The organism is Mesorhizobium sp. CCNWLY176 (assembly GCF_037153935.1).
Lineage (GTDB): Bacteria > Pseudomonadota > Alphaproteobacteria > Rhizobiales > Rhizobiaceae > Mesorhizobium_M > Mesorhizobium_M zhangyense.
Genome location: NZ_JBBBDZ010000006.1, coordinates 112,679 through 127,108 on the forward strand (window position 1 = coordinate 112,679; position 14,430 = coordinate 127,108).

General features: G+C 62.8%; 13 protein-coding genes. 8 read left to right on the forward strand and 5 right to left on the reverse strand.

Annotated features, from left to right (window positions below; genetic code table 11):
• Window positions 1–14: 14 nt before the first annotated feature.
• Entirely contained in the window at window positions 15–1,694 is a 1,680-nt protein-coding gene (locus tag WBQ96_RS12280) for an ABC transporter permease (RefSeq protein WP_336550548.1), read from the reverse strand.
• A 313-nt stretch (window positions 1,695–2,007) separates the two neighbouring features.
• Entirely contained in the window at window positions 2,008–3,228 is a 1,221-nt protein-coding gene (locus WBQ96_RS12285) for an ABC transporter substrate-binding protein (RefSeq protein WP_336550547.1), read from the reverse strand.
• Window positions 3,229–3,474: 246 nt separating this feature from the next.
• Between WBQ96_RS12285 and WBQ96_RS12290 the strand changes: the two genes are divergently transcribed.
• The 5 genes from WBQ96_RS12290 to WBQ96_RS12310 all read left to right on the forward strand — a co-directional run bounded on the left by WBQ96_RS12290 (window position 3,475) and on the right by WBQ96_RS12310 (window position 7,981).
• Window positions 3,475–4,182, forward strand: a complete 708-nt coding sequence (locus WBQ96_RS12290) for a DUF1045 domain-containing protein (RefSeq protein ID WP_336550546.1) — start codon at window positions 3,475–3,477, stop codon at window positions 4,180–4,182.
• A gap of 1 nt (window position 4,183) precedes the next feature.
• Complete coding sequence (locus tag WBQ96_RS12295) at window positions 4,184–5,323, forward strand: alpha-D-ribose 1-methylphosphonate 5-triphosphate diphosphatase (protein ID WP_336550545.1); 1,140 nt, start codon at window positions 4,184–4,186, stop codon at window positions 5,321–5,323.
• Complete coding sequence (gene phnN / locus WBQ96_RS12300; RefSeq protein ID WP_336550544.1) at window positions 5,320–5,946, forward strand: phosphonate metabolism protein/1,5-bisphosphokinase (PRPP-forming) PhnN; 627 nt, start codon at window positions 5,320–5,322, stop codon at window positions 5,944–5,946. The genes WBQ96_RS12295 and phnN overlap by 4 nt, the downstream gene beginning before the upstream one ends.
• Window positions 5,947–6,209: 263 nt before the next feature.
• On the forward strand, window positions 6,210–6,752 hold the full coding sequence (locus WBQ96_RS12305; protein ID WP_336550543.1) for a hypothetical protein: 543 nt from the start codon (window positions 6,210–6,212) through the stop codon (window positions 6,750–6,752).
• Window positions 6,749–7,981 carry an HlyD family secretion protein gene (locus WBQ96_RS12310; RefSeq protein ID WP_336550542.1) on the forward strand — a complete coding sequence of 411 codons (1,233 nt, stop codon included), beginning with the start codon at window positions 6,749–6,751 and terminating at the stop codon, window positions 7,979–7,981. The genes WBQ96_RS12305 and WBQ96_RS12310 overlap by 4 nt, the downstream gene beginning before the upstream one ends.
• A gap of 33 nt (window positions 7,982–8,014) precedes the next feature.
• Here WBQ96_RS12310 and WBQ96_RS12315 read toward each other — a convergent pair whose 3' ends face one another.
• Together WBQ96_RS12315 and WBQ96_RS12320 are read right to left on the reverse strand one after the other, a co-directional pair.
• Window positions 8,015–9,091: an NAD(P)/FAD-dependent oxidoreductase gene (locus WBQ96_RS12315; RefSeq protein WP_336550541.1), complete on the reverse strand. Its 1,077-nt coding sequence runs from the start codon at window positions 9,089–9,091 to the stop codon at window positions 8,015–8,017.
• Between the two features lie 143 nt (window positions 9,092–9,234).
• Window positions 9,235–9,555, reverse strand: coding sequence for an ArsR/SmtB family transcription factor (locus tag WBQ96_RS12320; RefSeq protein WP_336550540.1), 321 nt, complete (start codon window positions 9,553–9,555; stop codon window positions 9,235–9,237).
• Window positions 9,556–9,601: 46 nt separating this feature from the next.
• Between WBQ96_RS12320 and WBQ96_RS12325 the strand changes: the two genes are divergently transcribed.
• The 3 genes from WBQ96_RS12325 (at window position 9,602) to cml (ending at window position 13,181) form a co-directional block, all read left to right on the forward strand.
• Complete coding sequence (locus WBQ96_RS12325) at window positions 9,602–10,084, forward strand: SRPBCC family protein (protein WP_336550539.1); 483 nt, start codon at window positions 9,602–9,604, stop codon at window positions 10,082–10,084.
• Window positions 10,085–10,177: 93 nt separating this feature from the next.
• Window positions 10,178–11,791: an EAL domain-containing protein gene (locus WBQ96_RS12330; protein ID WP_336550538.1), complete on the forward strand. Its 1,614-nt coding sequence runs from the start codon at window positions 10,178–10,180 to the stop codon at window positions 11,789–11,791.
• Between the two features lie 178 nt (window positions 11,792–11,969).
• Entirely contained in the window at window positions 11,970–13,181 is a 1,212-nt protein-coding gene (gene cml, locus WBQ96_RS12335) for a CmlA/FloR family chloramphenicol efflux MFS transporter (RefSeq protein ID WP_336550537.1), read from the forward strand.
• A 151-nt stretch (window positions 13,182–13,332) separates the two neighbouring features.
• Here cml and WBQ96_RS12340 read toward each other — a convergent pair whose 3' ends face one another.
• Window positions 13,333–14,430, reverse strand: a complete 1,098-nt coding sequence (locus WBQ96_RS12340) for a DUF1513 domain-containing protein (protein ID WP_336550536.1) — start codon at window positions 14,428–14,430, stop codon at window positions 13,333–13,335.

Sequence of the window (14,430 nt, forward strand, 5' to 3'; positions counted from 1 at the left end):
CCCAACCGGTTGCTTCATACCCGCATGGCGCGGCGATGCCGGAATATCAGCGCCGGTACGAGCGTGGCAACCGCAAAGCCGATCACCGGCAGCAGCATTTGCAGAAAAGCATAGACGCCGATGATGCGTCGGTTGCCTCCCGAAGCCAGTGCTACCGCCTCGGTAGTGATGGTTTCGAGCCGCCCCGCGCCGATCAGCACGGTGGGCAGATACTGGCCGATGGAGACTGCGAAGCCGACCGCTGCCGCGACCAGAATGGCGCGCAGCATCATAGGCAGGCGGACGCGCAGAAGCGTCGAAGCACGCGATTTTCCAAGCCCTGCCGCCACCGCCTCGTAGCGCCGGTCGAAGGCGCGCCAGGGGTCGCCGAGCGACAGGAAGACATAGGGCATGACGAACACCAGATGCACCAGCACCAGCGCCGGCAGGCTGGCCACCGTGCCGGTGCCGACGAAGATCAGCTGCAACCCGAACAGGAACGCCGCCTGCGGCACCAGCAGCGGCAGATAGATCAAGAACAGCGCGCGCCTGCCGGCCCGTTTGCCGGTCTCGTCCTCGCGGATCAGGCAGAGTAGGGTCAGCGCCACGGCAAGCAGCGTCGAAAGCGTCGCCACCAGCAGCGTTGTCGCCAGCGGTGCTGCAATGCGCGGCGCGGTCTTCATCCAGGCATTGGCGGTGAAACTGTCGGGCAGCGCATTGGGGAACTGCCACAGCCCGGCGAAGGACCATAGGGCCAGCGTGGCCAGCCCTGCGACGATCGCCAGCGCCGAGACAACCAATGCCGCCAAGGCCGTTCGCGCCAGCCATCTGTCGCGCCGGCAGCGCAGGCCGCAATCGCGCAGATGATCGCGCATGGCCGTGCCGATATGTTCGAGGCCTATCCAGATGATGATGGCCAGTGCCGTGATGCAGAGTTGCAGCAGCGCGCCGGCAGACGCAAAGAACCGCATCGACAGTTCCGGGTCGCTCATCCAGCCGACCAGCCGCACGGCCAGCGGCGCCGGCGTCGTCGGCCCTAAGATTGCCGCGACATCGACCACCGAGGAGGAAAAGGCGATGACCGCGAAGACGGCAAGCCTGATCTGGCGGTAGAGCGGCGGCCAGACGCCGTGGATGAACCCGGCAATGCGGCCATAGCCGAGCGAAGCCGACAGCGCCCGCGTGCGGGCAAGGTCGATCTGCGGCAATGCCGCCAGCGCGATCAGGAGGAGAAAGGGTATTTCCTTGACGATAAGCCCTGCCATCATCGACAGGCCTATCGGATCGTTGACGATGAGCAGATCGGGCGGACGCTGCCAGCCGGTCAGGCCGGGCGAGATCAGCCGCGATATCATGCCGGACGGCGCGATCAGGAAGGCGAAGCCGAACGCCGCTGCCGCATGCGGCACCGACAGCAGCGGCGAGATGAGATGCTGGATGCGCGCGAATGCTTTCGTGCCGGCCCAGCCGGCGATGAACAGCGCGACGATGCCGAGCGAAACGGCGGCTGTGACAAGCCCGGCGGCAAGGCTGACCAGCGCCGACATCATGATGCCGGGGCGGGCAAGCAGTTCCGCAAAATGGTCAAGCGTGAATGCGGTTCCGCCGAGTGCCGGCAGATAGCCGAAGGCCGGCAGCAGCGTGCCGAGCAGGCCGGCGAGGATGGGGCCGGTGAGCAGGATAACCGCAAGCGGCGGGCCTAGGCGGGGGAGCATGGGACAGGTTCAGGTGATGGTATTTTGCTCTGCTTCGCGGGACTACCGCAGTCTGGAATGCGAATGGTTTCGCCTTGAACGCGACCCCCTCTCCGTCTCGGCTTCGCCGAGCCACCTCTCCCCCGCTTCGCAGGGGCGAGGAACCCAAGTCCTGAAATGTTGCGGCCTCGCAGAACCCAGGTTCCTCGCCCCCATGAAATGGGGGAGAGGTGGCGCGCGAAGCGCGACGGAGAGGGGGCGATCGCGTGAACATCACCGAAGAGGGCAGCGTCATTCCTGCAAATCGCAGTCACCACCAACCTTATCCCTTCCCTCAATTCGCCGCGCCGTAGCGCTTCTTCCATTCCAGTTCCAGCCGCTCCATCCAGCTCGGATGCGGCTCGTCTATGGCAGGTCCCAGTTCATCCGGCTTCAGCGTCGCGACACCGAGATCGAGCGCGTCGAAGCGGGCCTTGTCTTCCGCATCGAGCTTCGACACGGCAAGCACAGTCGGATCGCCCCAGACCTTCGGGTCCTGCTTGCGCGCCTGCGCTTCCGGCGAGATCAGGAAATCGGCCAGCACCAGCGCGCCGGCCTTGGCGGCAGCGTTGTAAGGGATGGCGACGAAATGGGTGTTGGCGAGCGTGCCGGCCGGGAAGGTGAAGGACCGCACGGTGCCGGGCAGCTCGCCATTGGCGATGGCGCCGGAGGCTTCCGAGGGGTTGAAGGCGAAGATGATGTCGACCTCGCCATCGGCGAGAAGCTGCTTCATCGCCGGATAGTTCTGCGGAAAGGCCTTGCCGCCGCGCCACAGCAGCGGATTGAGCTCGTCGAGATAGGCAAACAGCGGCTTCGTCACGTCTTCGAAAGAGGCATCATCCACCGGCTTCTGCAGCACCGAGCGGTCGGCAACGAGTTCGGACAATATCTGCTTGAGGAAGGACGAGCCGATGAAGTCCGGCGGCTGCGGATAGGAGAAACGGCCGGGGTTTTTCCTGACCCATTCCAGCAGCTCCTTCGCCGATTTCGGCAGGCTTGCGGCATCGGTCCTGGCAGAATCGTAAAAGAACACCAGCTTGGCCATACCCCACGGGCTCTCCAGCCCCTCGACGGGAATGGTGAAATCGGTACGGATGGTCGGCTTGTCGTCGGCGTCGACATATTTCCAGTTGGGCAGCTTTTCGACCCAGCCCGGCGACATCAAAAGGTCCTGCCGCTTCATCGACGAAAAGTTCTCGCCATTGATCCAAATGAGATCGACCGTGCCGGTGTCGTTGCGGCCGGCGGCCTTTTCGGCCACCACCTTGGCCACTGCATTGGCGGTATCGTCGAGCTTCACATGCACCAGCTTGACGCCGTAGCGCTTCTCAACCTCGCTGCCGGCCCATTCGAGATAGGCGTTGATGTTTTCCGCCCCGCCCCAGGCGTTGAAATAGACCGTTTCGCCGCGGGCTTGCCTGAGCACATCATCCCACTTCGCCGGATCGGGATCCTGCGCGAAAACCTGAAAGGTCATGGCCGCGAGCGCGACCGCAGCAAGCAAAAATCTTTTCATGGGCACCCCATCCTCCCCGGTCTTTTCGTCGCCGCGATTGAGCATTCTTGGCCAAACCGGGTCAATGCACGCTCGCCCGGCCAACGGTCACTTCGCTGTGACAGACGGTGCCGCCATAGCACCAGCGAACCGCCGCTTCTGGCTGATGACGCAAAGAAACTTGTCTGATACTACCGACAAATCGAAAAGCTTCGTCAATCCGTCATGCAAATCGCCTATGGCAGCGAGGCTGACCAGGACCATACGATGCGCTACGCCATTTACTTCACCCCCGGACCCGACGACGCGCTGACCCGCATCGCTGCCAATTGGCTCGGCCGCAACCCGTTTACGGGTGCTGCCAGCACTGCGCCGGCAACGTCGCTGCTAACGCCGACGGAAGTCGCCTTCCACACCGCAGCCGCCCGCCGCTACGGTTTTCATGCAACGCTGAAGGCGCCGTTCCGGCTCGCCGAGGGCGAGAGCGAAGCCTCGCTCGACAAGGCACTGGCCACTTACGCGGCAACCACCGAGCCAGTCCTGATCCCGCGTCTGGTGCTGGGCCAGATCGACCGTTTCTTCGCGCTCGTCCCGGGCGAAGTATCGCCCGAACTCAACCGCTTCGCCGGCGATGTGGTCGAAAAATTCGATCGCTTCCGCGCGCCTTTGACCGACGCCGAGATCGAGCGCCGCAACCCCGACGCGCTGAGCCAGACGGAGTTTCGCAACCTCTGCCAATGGGGCTACCCCTACGTGTTCGACACGTTCCGCTTCCACATGACGCTGACGGGCCGCGTCAGCGCCGAAGAAAGCCCAAAATTGCGTGCCACCATCGAAGAATTGTTCGGCAACGCTGTTGCCGAACCCTTTGCCATAGACGGGCTGGCCCTGTTCGTCGAACGCGAACCCGGCGCACCCTTCATGGTGCATTCGTATCACGCGCTTGGCCGCAGGCGCGAAAGAAAGACTGCTTGAGATGACCACCGAAACGACACTGACAAATGCCCGCATCGTGCTTGCCGACGAGATCGTCGACGGCTCGATCCTGATCCGTGACGGCAAGATCGCCGACATTTCCGCCAGCGCCGGTAAGACCGGCGACGACATGCAGGGCGACTACATCATTCCGGGGCTGGTGGAACTCCACACCGACCATCTCGAGGGCCACTACGCGCCACGCCCGAAAGTGCGCTGGAACCCGATCGCCTCCGTGCTTGCCCATGACGCGCAGGTCGCCACCGCCGGCATCACCACCGTGTTCGACGCGCTGCGCGTCGGCATGGACACAGATTCCGACATCACCGCCGCCGACATGCGCAAGCTCGCCGACGCCATCGAAGACAGCGTCGTCAACGACCGGCTGCGCGCCGACCACTTCATTCATCTGCGCTGCGAGGTTTCGGCGCCCGATTGCCGCGAGGCCTTCGCGCTTTTCGATGGCGACGAGCGGGTGAAAATGGCCTCGCTGATGGATCATGCGCCGGGCCAGCGCCAGTTCGCCAGCTTCGACGCCTATGCCGTCTACTACATGGGCAAGCTGAAGATGTCGGAAGAGCAGTTCCGCGCCTATTGCCAGAAACGCATGGCGCAGTCGGCCGAAAATTCCGCGCCCAACCGCGCCGCGATCGCCGAGGCCTGCAACGCGCGCGGCATCATCCTCGCCAGCCATGACGATGCGACAATCGCCCATGTCGACGAGGCGATCTCGCAAGGCATTCGCGTCGCCGAATTCCCGACCACGATGGAGGCGGCGAAAGCCTCCAAAGGTGCTGGGCTCGGCGTGCTGATGGGCGCGCCAAACGTCATGCGCGGTGGCTCGCATTCGGGCAACGTCTCGGCCCGCGCGCTGGCCGAGGACGGGCTGCTCGACATCCTCTCGTCCGACTACATCCCGTTCAGCCTGATCCAGTCGGCCTTCTTCCTTGGCGAAGTCGTCGACGCGATTTCGCTGCCGCAGGCTGTCGCGATGGTTTCCAAGACACCTGCCGAAGCCGTCGGGCTGAGCGACCGCGGCGTCATCGAGATCGGCCGCCGCGCCGATCTGGTGCGCGTGCGCGTCGACGAGCATGTGCCGGTGGTCCGCACGGTTTGGCGCGAAGGGCGCCGCGTCGCATGATGGTCTCAGCCCTCATCGAGCGTGAGCAGGCAAGCGCTGCTTTCCCGGTTCGCCATGGCGTCTTCATTGCCGTGGTCGGCCCGAGCGGCGCCGGCAAGGACACGGTCATTGCCTATGCGCGCGAGCATTTCGCCGGAGACGATACGGTTGCGTTCGTCCGCCGCGTCATCACCCGCCCCTGCGACGGCGCGACCGAAGACCATGACACGCTGGAAGATGCGGCATTCGTCGAAGCCGAGGCAGAAGGCGCCTTTGCGCTTTCCTGGGAGGCGCATGGGCTGAAATACGGCATTCCGGCGAGCGTGGACGATGCAATCGCCAACGGCCAAATCGCTGTCGCCAACGGCTCGCGCAATGCCATTCCGGCGCTGCGCGAACGCTACGAGAATGTCGCCGTGGTCGAGATCACCGCGGCCCCCGAGATCCTGGCCGAGCGGCTGGCGGCACGCGGCCGCGAATCGCGCGGCGAGGTGATGGCGCGGCTGGCGCGCACGGTGAAGGTCGAACTCACCGGCCCCGGCATCTCGACCATCGACAATAGCGGCCCCAAGGAGATCGCCGGCGAACAGTTCGTCGCCATCATCCGCAAAGCGATCGCCTTCGCCGATGTCGGGCGGTTCTAGCACAACTCCTTTTGCTGATCGGGATCGGCCTCGCGCCGGTACCGCATACGCGTTCCCTGCGGCGGACGGTGGTTTGGATTTTCACAACAGGCGCGAGAGGCAATATTTCGCAAAATATACTTAAATGTATCAGGAATACGCGCGTCAAAAAAAGTTAGTATAAATTTGTACTTCGGTGCTAATGTAGTTCATTATTTGGAAATCCACCCGCCAAACGAGTAAATCGACCAAGATCGATGTAACCGGCTATGGGATTACCGGAAATGTCCGAGGCGATGCATCCGCTGGCACCTCACTATCTGCCGGGGTTCATAACCGCTCCCGGGGAAACGGACGTTCTGTTCGTGGGCTCGGTTGTAGCCCTCGTCATCATAGTGCTCATGATCGGGAGCCTGTATTTCTGGCTCCATGCGTTGCCGGAGCGAATGGCTCACGGCGCCAGCAATCTGCAGTTTCAGTTGGTTGGGGTCCTGTCGTTGCTTGCGTTGTTCACCCACAACAACGCGTTCTGGGTCGCAGCATTGTTGCTTGCCTTCATTCCGATCCCTGACTTCTGGACACCGCTGGCCAACATGGCCGATTCTCTCGCGCGCATGGCCAATCGGAAGTCGCATTTAGCGTCTTCCGATGCTTCTTCCACGTCGCCGGCCGAGGACGCTGCAATCAGTTCGCCAGCCTTGGCTAGTCAGCCTCAACCAACGGACGGCACAGCCAGTGCTCCGACCAAGGAGAATAACGCACCGCCGTCACCTGCACCCCCCGTCGTACTGCATGGCCGGGCGCCGGCAGAAGGACGCGAGCCATGATCGAAGTTCTGCTGTGCTCGATCGTCACCATCCTTCCCGATTTTCTCTATCGCCGTTTCGTACAGGGAAAACGGATCGGACATGAGCTCACGCTGTATTCGGTCTGGTACGAGCTTCGCTATGGAATAACCGCCTGCCTGATGCTCACCATATCTCTTCTGACGCTCATTCTTTACTTTCACCCGTCGACGAACAGCGCCGTTTCCTTCTATCGCACCGTGCCCATCGTTCCCGAGGGTTCCGGCCGCGTCGAGGAGGTCTATGTCGGCTTCAGGGAGAAGGTGAAAGCCGGCCAGCCCATCTTCAAACTCGACAGTTCGGAGGAAGAGGCGGCGCTGGAAACGGCGCGGCGTCGCGTGTCCGAGATCGATGCGACATTGGAACTGGCGAAAACGGATCTGGCTGGGGCTGACGCCAAAATCCAGGAGGCTCAAAGCGCATATCAGCAGGCCGTTGACGAACTCGACACCAAGACCGAGCTTCAGAAGCGGAACGCCAATTCGGTTGCCCAGCGCGAACTCGAAAAGCTTCGAAATATCGTCGACGGCCGCCAGGCTGCGGTGTCGGCCGCGCTGGCAGGCAAGCAGTCCGTAGAGGCACAGATTTCTTCAGTGCTGCCGGCGCAAAAGGCCACGGCCGAAGCCACGCTGGCGCAGGCGCAGGTCGAACTGGACAAGATGGTCGTCTATGCGGGTGTGGACGGTACGCTTGAGCAATTCACCTTGCGCAAGGGAGATATCGTCAATCCCATCATGCGGCCCGCGGGCGTGCTGATCCCCACGGAAGCCGGCAGGGAGGCCCTTGTCGCCGGCTTTGGACAGCTCGAGGCGCAGGTCATGAAGGTGGGCATGGTCACCGAGGCCACCTGCATCTCGAAGCCGATGACCATCATTCCGATGGTCATAACCGAAGTGCAGGATCTTATCGCAGCCGGACAGGTCCGGGCGTCGGACCAACTGATCGACGCTCAGCAGGTGGCAAAGCCCGGCACGATCACCGTCTTCATGGAACCGCTTTTCGAAGGCGGGCTCGACGGCGTCCCGCCCGGCAGCAGCTGCATCGTCAATGCCTATACCAACAATCACGACCTTCTCGCTGCAAAGGATCTGAGCACCTCCAAATGGGTGTTTCTCCATGTCATCGACACTGTCGGAGTGGTGCACGCCATCATACTGAGACTGCAGGCGCTGCTGCTTCCCGTGAAGACACTCGTCCTCTCAGGACATTGAAATCAGCGCGGCGCGCGGCGGACGAGATCGCAGTCAGAACCGGTTCGACCTGTATGGCGCAAGCAGCGGGTCTTCCACGCCATGCGCTATTTCCGATGATGCGAGCCGCCCTATCAACGGGGCCAGCATCACGCCGACATGCATGACGGACAGATACAAGCCGGCGATGCCGGGAACCTGTCCGACAATCGGCAAGCCATCCGCTGGAACAGGTCTTATCCCCACCTGGACATCCATCAATTCGACCTCCTCGCCGCCAACGAGCTGCTTCCTGATGGCGGCCAGCGCGCGCTCCGCCACGGCTTCAGGTCCGTTCTCCCCAGAGGCATCGATATAATCCTCCGCGCCCACCATGATCGTATCGGTGTGGGGCCGTATCTCCATATGCTGGTTGCACACCACCCGGTTGACCAAACGGCGAGGCGTCCGAAAACGCATCAGGATGCAGGGCGAGGCGTCCAGCGGCAGCCACAGGCCAAGCGGCTGAGACAAAGCCTTTGCCCCGACCCCTGCCGCCAGCACGACGGCATCGGCCTCGATCTTGCCGGCGGAGGTTACAACGCCGGTCACCCCCGAATCCTGCGTGGTGAGCGACAGCGCTTCGGTATCGAGCCGGATATCCGCACCTGCCTCCCTTGCCGCCTGAACGAGAAGTTCCGTCACTGCTGCGGGATCGACAGCGCCTTCGCTCGCCGCGAACGCGGCGTTGTCGGGCAGGTTCTTCAGGTTCGGTTCCAGCGCAGCCAGCTCGTCGCGCCGAATAAGGCGCACCTCATGCCCCATGGCAGCGCTCTCACGGGCGAAGCTTTCCGTTTCGGTCGGGTCCGTGTGCCAGGTCAATGCACCTGACCAATTGACCCGCAGCCGCCCACTCAGCTCGCTTTCCAGTCTGTGCCACTCGCCGATGGCCCGCTTGCGCAGTTCCGGATAGGCCTCGGGCAGGCCATGGGATACGTTGATCCACGCGAACGACCGATGCGTCACGCCGCCGGCAGGCTTTCCCCGGTCGACAAGCGTAACCCCGACATTCAGCCGGGCCAGATGATAGGCCATGGAAGCGCCGACAATCCCGGCTCCGACGATAACGACGTTTGGTCGCCGTGATGTCATTTTCTGTACCCGCCCGTTTCCCCGGATTGGTGTCGCAAAGTTCGCGATCAGGCAAGGGCTATTGCAGCAGGCATTCGCGGCGTCTCAGCGCTGGCCGCGTCGCAACGGCGGCTCCCGAACCCGCCCGCCCGCGCTCACTTTGTCTACTCCAGATCGGTTTTCAGCCGGTCCAGCACTTCGGTCGCGTAGGCAGCGTAAGGCCCGATCCAGCGATCGTGGATGTGCTTGATCGGCAGGGGATTGAGATGGTTCCAGCGCTCGCGCCCCTCGCGGCGCACGATGATGAGATCAGCCTCCTCCAGCACCTTCAGATGCTGCATCACCGTGCAGCGGTCGAGTGCGGGAAAGCGCGTGCATAGCTCGCCCGTCGTCTGCGGGTCGTCCTTCAAAAGGTCGAGAATCGAGCGCCGGGTGGACGCCGCCAACGCCTTGAAAATCCTGTCGTTTTCATCATCACTTGACATGTTATATTTTTATAACATAATTGCCCGAAGAACAAGGAGAAAGATCATGGAGCTGAAGTTCAATGTCAGTGCACGGGTCTCGAAACCTGTGGCCGAAGTCTTCGAGGCGGTGGTCGATCCCGCCCAGCTGTCGCGCTATTTCACCACCGGCGGCGCCAAGGGCCGGCTGGAGACCGGCGCCACCGTCAGCTGGGACTTTCATGACTTTCCCGGCGCCTTTCCTGTCCATGTCGTCGAGGTCGAGAAGGACAAAAAGATCGTCCTGCAATGGGAGGCCAATGAGGGCGCTCCCTCCGATGGCGAGGCAGCGATCACCGCATCCGCCGGCTACATGACCACGGTGACGATGACCTTCGAGCCGCTGGAGGGTAACCGCACGCTGGTCTCCATCACCGAGGAAGGCTGGCGCGAGACGCCGACAGGCCTGAAGGCCTCCTATGGCAATTGCCAGGGCTGGTCGCAGATGCTTTGCGCGCTGAAAATCTGGCTCGAGCACGGCATCAACCTGCGCGAGGGCATGTACAAATAGCGCGGACTTGAAAACAATCCGACAAAGGCGAAAGGGAATTTCTTAACACCGGCCGGCGCATCATGGTCTGCTTAGAACGGCGAAGTTGCGGAGATGGAAATGCGACGTTCCCGCATTATCGCGACCGGTGTCCTGCTGGCTTTTCTCGGCGCTGCAATACCCATTGCCGCGATGGCCTATATGTCGTGGGCGATTGCGGTCCAGAAAGAGCAAGCCCTCCTGACGCTGTTTGCCGATCGCACGATAGTGCGGGCGAACAACACCTTTCGCGAAGCGAAAGACGCGCTCGACACCGTCGAAGCCGCGCCGTTCATCCCCTGCTCGGAAGAGCACATCGCGCGCATGCGGCTCCTCACGGTTAATACGCCTGCCATCGAGGAAATGGGGTATTTCCAAAACGGGTTTCTCAGATGTACGTCCTGGGGACCGACGGAAGGCAAAATCGCGCTAACGCCTGCAGACTATGTGACCCCGGACGGGCTGGACGTGAAATTGCGGATAGAGCCGCGGGTCACCCGAGGCAACCCGATGATGGCCCTGCGTCACGGCAGTCACAACGTTCTCGTCGTGCCCTCGCGCTTTGTCGATGTCCTGGTCGACGACAGCATGTCGCTTGCGTTGACCAACGACCAGGGCACGCTGATCGATACGCTCAACGCTCCGGACCCGGCACTCGTCAAATCCGCGATCGATAATCCGCAAGAGGGCATGACCGATAGCGCGCTGTTTGCTGTGGCGCGCGACACCGGGCTCGTCGCGGTCGTCACCAAACCGAAAGCGAAGCTGGCCGGCAAGCTTCGAACGGAGCAGATGTTTCTCCTCCCCATCGGGGCCTTCATCGCGGCCTTCATCGTCGGCGTCGTCGTCTGGCTGTCGAAAAAACAGCTATCGCCGCTGGGCGAGCTTGCAATCGCCGTGCGCAATCGCGAATTCGTCGTGCATTACCAGCCGATCGTCGAGCTCAAGTCCGGCATATGCGTCGGCGCGGAGGCGCTGGTGCGCTGGAAGCGCCCCGACGGTAGCATCGTCCGCCCCGACCTGTTCATTCCGCTGGCGGAAGACAGCGGCCTGATCATGCCGATCACCGACCAGGTTTTTGAGGCTGTCATCTTCGACCTGAACAGGATGCTGGTCGAGGACCGTACGTTGCACATCGCCATCAATATCTGCGCCGCCGATATCAAGTCCGGCCGGATTCTCGACTTCATAGAGAACAGGCTGCGCCACACCGGCATCAGGCCGACGCAGATATGGCTGGAGGCGACCGAGCGCAGCTTCATCGACATCGATGCCGCGCGCATCACCCTCGGCAAAGCGCGCGCATTCGGCCATTCGGTGGCGATCGACGATTTCGGCACCGGCTATTCGAGCCTGCAATATCTCCAGGGCCTGCCCATGGATGCGCTGAAAATCGACAAGTCCTTCGTCGACACGGTCGGCAAGAATACGGCCACCAGCTCGGTGACGTCCCACATCATCGACATGGCGAAGGCGCTCGGCCTCTATACGGTGGCGGAGGGCATCGAAACCACCGAGCAAGCCGACTATCTCAAAGCGCAGGGCGTCGATTTCGGACAGGGATGGCTGTTCTCCAAGGCGCTGCCTGCCGCCGAATTCATCGCCTATCATCGCCGCAGCAAGGAGATTTATGGCACGGCACCGGAGGTCATCCAGGTGCCGGCCGTTGCCGGATCGGCCCGAGGCTGATAAAGCACGGCGCATTCATTCACGGGGCAAGACCATGGGAACCACCAAGTCAGCAGACAAGTAAGCCGCAGCAACTCGACTGTTGTTGCGGCGTCTGTCCCGTCATTCCCGGTTTGAAATACCGATCCCGATAGCCAGATCGCCGCCAGATCTTACCCATTTGAGCGGATGCATAATCGTGCCTTATCAAAACTCCCCTTCTCCCGCGCCGAAGGCGTGGAACCATGCCCTGCCCTCAGCCCTGCTGCTGATGGCGCCCTTCGACATCCTGGCCTCGCTGGCCATGGATATCTATCTCCCGGTCGTCCCGGCTATGCCCGACATTCTCGGCACCACGCCGGCAGTCGTGCAACTGACGCTGAGCCTTTATATGATCATGCTCGGCCTCGGCCAGATCGTCTTCGGGCCTATCTCCGACCGCATCGGCCGCCGTCCGGTGCTGATTGGCGGGGCGCTTCTCTTTGCGGCGAGTTCGCTCCTGCTTGCCGGCACCTCGTCGGCTTCGATCTTCGTTGCCCTGCGCCTGCTGCAGGCGGCGGGTGCTTCGGCAGCACTGGTCGCCACTTTCGCCACCGTTCGCGATGTCTATGCCGAGCGTCCGGAAAGCGCGGTCATCTACAGCCTGTTCAGCTCGATGCTGGCTTTCGTGCCCGCACTCGGCCCGATCGCCGGCGCGCTGATCGCCGATCATCTCGGCTGGCGTTTCATCTTCGTCACGCTCGGCGTGCTCGCCCTCGCCGCCTCGCTGAATGCTGCGCCGCGATGGCATGAAACCCGGCCTGCAGGCACGTCGGCAAAGCGGCCGGCCTTCGGACCGATCCTGAAGAACTTCGGCTTCTGGACCTACACGCTCGGCTTCAGTGCGGCGATGGGCGCGTTCTTCGTCTTCTTCTCGACGGCACCGCGCGTGCTTATCGGCCGGGCCGGTTTCTCCGAGATTGGCTTCAGCGTAGCCTTCGCCACCGCGGCACTGGTGATGATCGCCACCACGCGCTTCGCCAAGCGCTTCGTCGCGCGCTGGGGCATTGCCGGCAGCCTTGCGCGCGGCATGGCGATGCTGCTTGCCGGCGCTGTTCTGCTGGCAGGGGGACAGCTTCTGTTCGAGCCATCCTTCTGGACGTTTGTCGCGCCTATGTGGGTCATCTCGGTCGGCATCGTCTTTGCCGGCTCAGTGACGGCAAACGGCGCGCTGCAGGCGTTCGGCGATGTCGCCGGCACGGCGGTGGCGCTGTATTTCTGCGTCCAGAGCCTGATCGTCGGCATCATTGGCACGCTGATGGTCGTACTACTCGGCGGCGACACGGCATGGCCGTTGGCCGGCTATTGCACGATCATGGCGCTGGTGACGCTGGGCATGCTGGCGCTGTTGCAAAGCCGGCAAAGCACCTGACAGAACGCCCGGACCTGTCGGAATTCAGGCCAGGGTGAGCCGAGAATGGCGGACTTCGAGAACCGGAGCGGAGCGTACTTTCGGTACGTGAGCACCGGAAGCGCAGAAGACCGCCTTTCGCAGGCCGCCATCGCCTGAATAGCGGCAGGTCCTAGCCGATTCTAAGGAGATGATTATCCCAGACATAATCGGCTTCATCGACGGTGTCGCCGGCAGGGTCGAGGATTTCGCCCGTTCCGGTGGTAGCGCGGAAGCCGGCATGGTCGGGGGCGAGGCCGCAGACCTCGCGCAGCGACTGGTCCGAGACGATCCGGCCGCTCGCCGCCTCGAAGACAGCGAAGGAATTGCCCTGCGGCGACGACACCGCCACCGTGCCGGCGTCGCGGTTGGCGGCGACCGAGCCGATATAGTTGCGGAAGCCGCCGAGCACGTCTTCCGGCATGTCGAGAAGCTGAAGCTCCTTGCCGCGCTCGGCCTTGCCGACGAGCGAGGGCGTTTCGGTTGCCGGGCCTCTGTGCTGGCAGCCGAACCAGACCGCGCCGGTTGCGTCCGTATCCATGTGGCGGATGGAAAGCTGGTGCAGCGTTGGGGGCAATTCATGGCTTTCGATCAGGTCGCCCGAGACGCGATCGACGAACACCAGCGACGGCTTCATCGTCGACAGGTTCATCTCGGCGCGGCCGAAATCCGGATGGGTCTCGATGCCGCCATTGGCGATGGCGAGCGTGCGGCCGTCGTCGAGCAGCAGCAGCTCATGCGGCCCGACACCATGGGTCGGGAATTCGCCCAGCCGTCGAAAGCCGTCGCGCGCATCATAGATGCCGACCATGCCGGCGGCGTTGTCGAAATCATTCTCGGTCGCATAAAGCAGCGCGCCGTCCGGTGAAAAGACGCCATGGCCGAAGAAATGACGGTCCGGCAGGCTGGCGATGGTCTGCGGCTCCGCCTTGCCGGTGTGGTCGAAGGCGACGAAGAAGGTGCCGGGCTGGCGCGCAAACACCACGGACCTTCCCGATACCGGATCGAAGGTCACGTCATGGCCGCGATCGGGCAAATCGACCTGATGCAGCAGCTTGCCGGCTTCAGACAGGACCGCCGCGCCATAGCTGCCGTCGCGCCTCTGGTAGGCGGTGGCAAAGACGGCGTCGGCATCCAGCGTCTTCGCCCAGGCCGCAGGCGCCAGCGATGCGGCAAAGGCGGCACCCGAAGCCTTCAGGAAGTCGCGGCGATCGATGAGCGGCGTGCGCAT